2 protein-coding genes and 1 pseudogene are annotated in these 3,582 nt (G+C 55.4%); all 3 read right to left on the minus strand.

Going from position 1 to position 3,582, the window contains the following annotated elements; all coding sequences use genetic code 11:
* A pseudogene (locus VM163_14045) lies at positions 1-202 on the minus strand (MucR family transcriptional regulator).
* Between the two features lie 124 nt (positions 203-326).
* A complete protein-coding gene (locus VM163_14050; protein HUT05001.1) occupies positions 327-3,338 on the minus strand; it encodes an SH3 domain-containing protein in 3,012 nt (1,003 codons plus the stop codon).
* Between the two features lie 30 nt (positions 3,339-3,368).
* The coding region (locus VM163_14055; GenBank protein ID HUT05002.1) for a hypothetical protein at positions 3,369-3,582 on the minus strand (214 nt) is incomplete at its 5' end.

The following is a 3,582-nucleotide window of genomic DNA, read 5'->3' on the forward strand; positions in this document are numbered from 1 at the left end:
TAGAGCGAGCTGCGGCATAGTTCGGCGCCACCATCGGATAGTCATGCGACAGTCCCCACTTCTCTCGATACTCCTCGGGCGAGAGGTCGTAGTGGGTACGCAAGTGCCGCTTGAGCGACCTGAACTTCTTCCCGTCCTCGAGGCAGACGATGTAGTCAGGCGTAATTGGCTTCTTGATGGACACGGCGGGCTTCAACTCTTCCTTTGACGAGGTCGCACTCGAACTCGGCGAGTGATGCGAAGATATCGAAAATCAGCTTGCCCGCAGGTATGGTTGTGTAGATGGCGGCACGGCGGCTACTCGCAAGGTCAAAATTGGGGGCTTACTATTCGGCTAACCACTGACTCTGGAACCCTCGAGCCTGTTTCCACGCTCGCGGCAAATTTGAAGCTTGCTCACAGTTGGGGTTGAATTCCTCTAACGGGTCGCGGCGCATCTTGAACTCTTCATCAAAAATCAAGGCTGCGCTGAAGCAGAGTTTTTTATACTCCCCCAGAATCCGGTTCTTCATCGTGATCGCGACATCCGTGAAGACCATCTCAAGCTGGCGGCCCTTCCAGTCGGCAGTTCCATAGTCGGTAATCTCGCTATCTAAGGCCACGTACTCCCATCCGTCGATAATGTGATCGCGATACATCCTCGCGAGATCCGGGAACAGTTTACTCGCTTGAGTTGCCTCTTCCTCGTCCTCCTCAGCGAGGGCCTTAATCACAGCCGCGATCTCCTCAGCCCGACCTTTTGCCTGTGCCCCATGCTGCTCTTGCAGTTTAGCCTCCCGTGCTTCCTTCTGCTGGGCAATCTTCTTTTCTTGTTCCTCGCGTAGCGCGTCGCGTCGCTTGCGCAGCTCTTCCTCATCTTTTTTCTTTTGCTCGAGGTCCTGCTGCTTTTTGGCAAGCCTCTCCTTTTCGCTCTGGATTTGATTGGCTCGGGTCTCGACGACCTTCGGCTCAAACCACATCGGCACGACGGAAACGGGAATCTTGTCACGCCAGAGGCCCCGGATGGCATCGGCGAGGCTTGGTCGATTTCCATAGATGGCACCGCACTGGCCACGCTCTGCAGCGATAAACGCAGCTTCCAAACTCGTCAGTTGGATGTCGGGCGTCGCATTGAAAGATCGAAGAAGTAAGTCCCTCTGATCGTTAATCAGCGCTCGATGGGCGGCCTCTTGCTCGTCAGTAGTCATACAGATCACAGCTGAATCATTGTCGATCTTGATTAAGCCATAGCCCTCTCGAGACCCATTCAGAATCGCATCCTCGATCTCGGTGCTTTCCACCCCTCGAGCCTTCTCCGATTTGGTAAATTCCTCGCTGGTTAGAGTCTTGAGTTCCTTAAATGCATCATTCTCGATGAGGCCGAGTAGCGGCACGACATAGCTTTGCGGCTGCTTCAGGAATTCACCGCGGTTTGCAATCAGCACATCAAAACTCTGCAAATTTGTTTCTGGGCAAGCGGACGGATCTAAACGAACCTTATCCACCTTGTACTTTTTCAAGATATCCTCGACCGCAAGCAGTACCGCGTCGAGCTTCTCGGCTGGCGGGTGCAGCACACAGGCATCAGCCTGTTGGTCTTCAAATACGATATCACCCCGGAGGTTTCGCGCTACGTGTGGGGCCTTGCCACTGGCGTTCCAGACCAAAACCCAATCAGTCAGATCGCCTTCCAACACGTGTCGATTCTTTTCGGTTTTTACGATGGGAGATTCGGGGGCCGGCGCCGGTGTCGGTTCGAGGGCCGGCGTCGGCTGAGTTGAGTTGAGGACCGCGTCATCGTAAGCCTGCTGGAGTGCGTTCTCGGAAACGAACTTCTTCAGCCGATCATTGAGCTCCGTCAAAGTGGACAGCTCTGGGCTCTTCATAGCGCTTTCGTACTCGGTCAAGAACCTCGCGAGGGCGGGTGCACTCGACGAGGTTATGTTGTCGGCGATCTGTTTCCGAAGGAACCATTGGTGTTTTGACGCGAGGGTAGTCGCCTGGCCACGTTTTTGGACCTCTATCCTTGTGCGCTCCTTCTCCCGATCACCAATAAATTCGGGAAACCCAGAGATGGCTTCCATCGCACTCTTTAGTTTAATCGTAGTCGCTTCGATCGAGGGAATGTCTTCATCCCTGACCGCCTGCTGGAGCTTCGAAACCTCTTCTGCGATCGAAGCAATGTCCGGCGTCTCACGATTAAGCTTCAGATAAACAACCAAATCATCAAGCAAGATGGTCGCGGCCTCGACCACTTGTCTGTCGCGCTCTCGCTTTTCCGGAGAAACTGCCTCCGGTTTGGGCTCCGCCTCCCCACCCGTAGCATCTGGACTGACGTACTTTGCTGAAACCCATCCGGTCATGCCGTTCAATAACTCGACCCGATGCCATTCACCGTCCGTTCGAAGGATTTTCAGCTGTGTTGCCTCGGGAAGTCGCCGGAGCTCCTTTGATGACGTTGAGCTGCCTGTCCGCAGGCTAAGGTAGTCGGATGTGGAATCGGCAAGTCCGCCGACCCGGCTGTTGAAGCTATTAAATCCACCGGAGCCGGTGTTCGGCAACTCGCCCATTGCCTCTGATGTAGTCCGGAGCAGAGCATAAAGAAGAAGATCGGTCCTGGAGTGTATCTTATGCCCATCCGCAGACCAGATTGGAGGCTCCAGCTTGTCCCCACTGCTGAGAAAGGAGTCAGCCGGTATTAAGTTCTTTGAGATGAGTGCGTCCTTAAGCGGCCTGCCGCGTTCCTTATTTAACCAGCCGATGGAAATGGCAAAAACGCCGTTCGACGAGTGGATCACCGCTGTACTGGGGAACCAGTGCAGATATTGCTCGGCTACCTGCTTGGCTTCCTCAGGGTTTGTCCTGCTGGCTATTATGATCCATGCGGCGGCGTCGGGGAGCTTTGCATTGAGCCTCGGCGGAGTGACGGCTCGAATGAACGCGTCCGAAGTAGGTGCTTCTGGAGACAGTTCAGCTGGCGTCGTCGGCTGCTCAGGCTGCGGCCTGCTGGCCTCGCTCTCGATCTCCGCGATCTCCTCGATTGAAAGCATTCCTGAATCTGGCCGACCAGCCGATCGACGGTATGCGCCTAACGCTGCGGCAGTCCTAGGACCAAAATCACCATCAATTAGCCCGTCGTAATAGCCCAGCGTCTTAAGCCCAAATTGCATACGCTTGATAGCGCTAGCTTCCTGACGCCGGCGCTCGACTAACTCCCGTTGCTGCTCGATGAGCTTGGTGATCACATTAAAGACATCGCGCTGACCGAACGCGGGGCTGGTCAGGAGATTGCCGAGTAACACCACACCGGCAGCACCGATCGCGAAGGCAGCCAGCCTAAAGGCACGACTTGACACCATTACTCCCCTCCGAGAGAGCGGCTGACTATTTTAGTCGTCATTCCCCAGATGAACTCTGGAACGGCTTAGACAATAGCAGACGGGCGGGGTTCCCCGTAAGCCACAGGCGGGCTGTGCAGTGCTCCCGGCGTTTCCGTCGTCCCTGGTGTCCCAAATGACGTTCGCTCCGCCGATTTGGCCCTTTCCCTCGTCAATCGGACCCACTCCCTCCGCGGTGATGACGCATCCGACCATCCCAATCCTA

It is taken from the genome of bacterium (assembly GCA_035527515.1).
Lineage (GTDB): Bacteria > B130-G9 > B130-G9 > B130-G9 > B130-G9 > B130-G9.

What these genes read in the sequence shown, in the direction of transcription:
- VM163_14050 (HUT05001.1), bottom strand. Translation starts at nt 3,338, where the DNA reads ATGGTGTCAAGTCGTGCCTTTAGGCTGGCTGCCTTCGCGATCGGTGCT.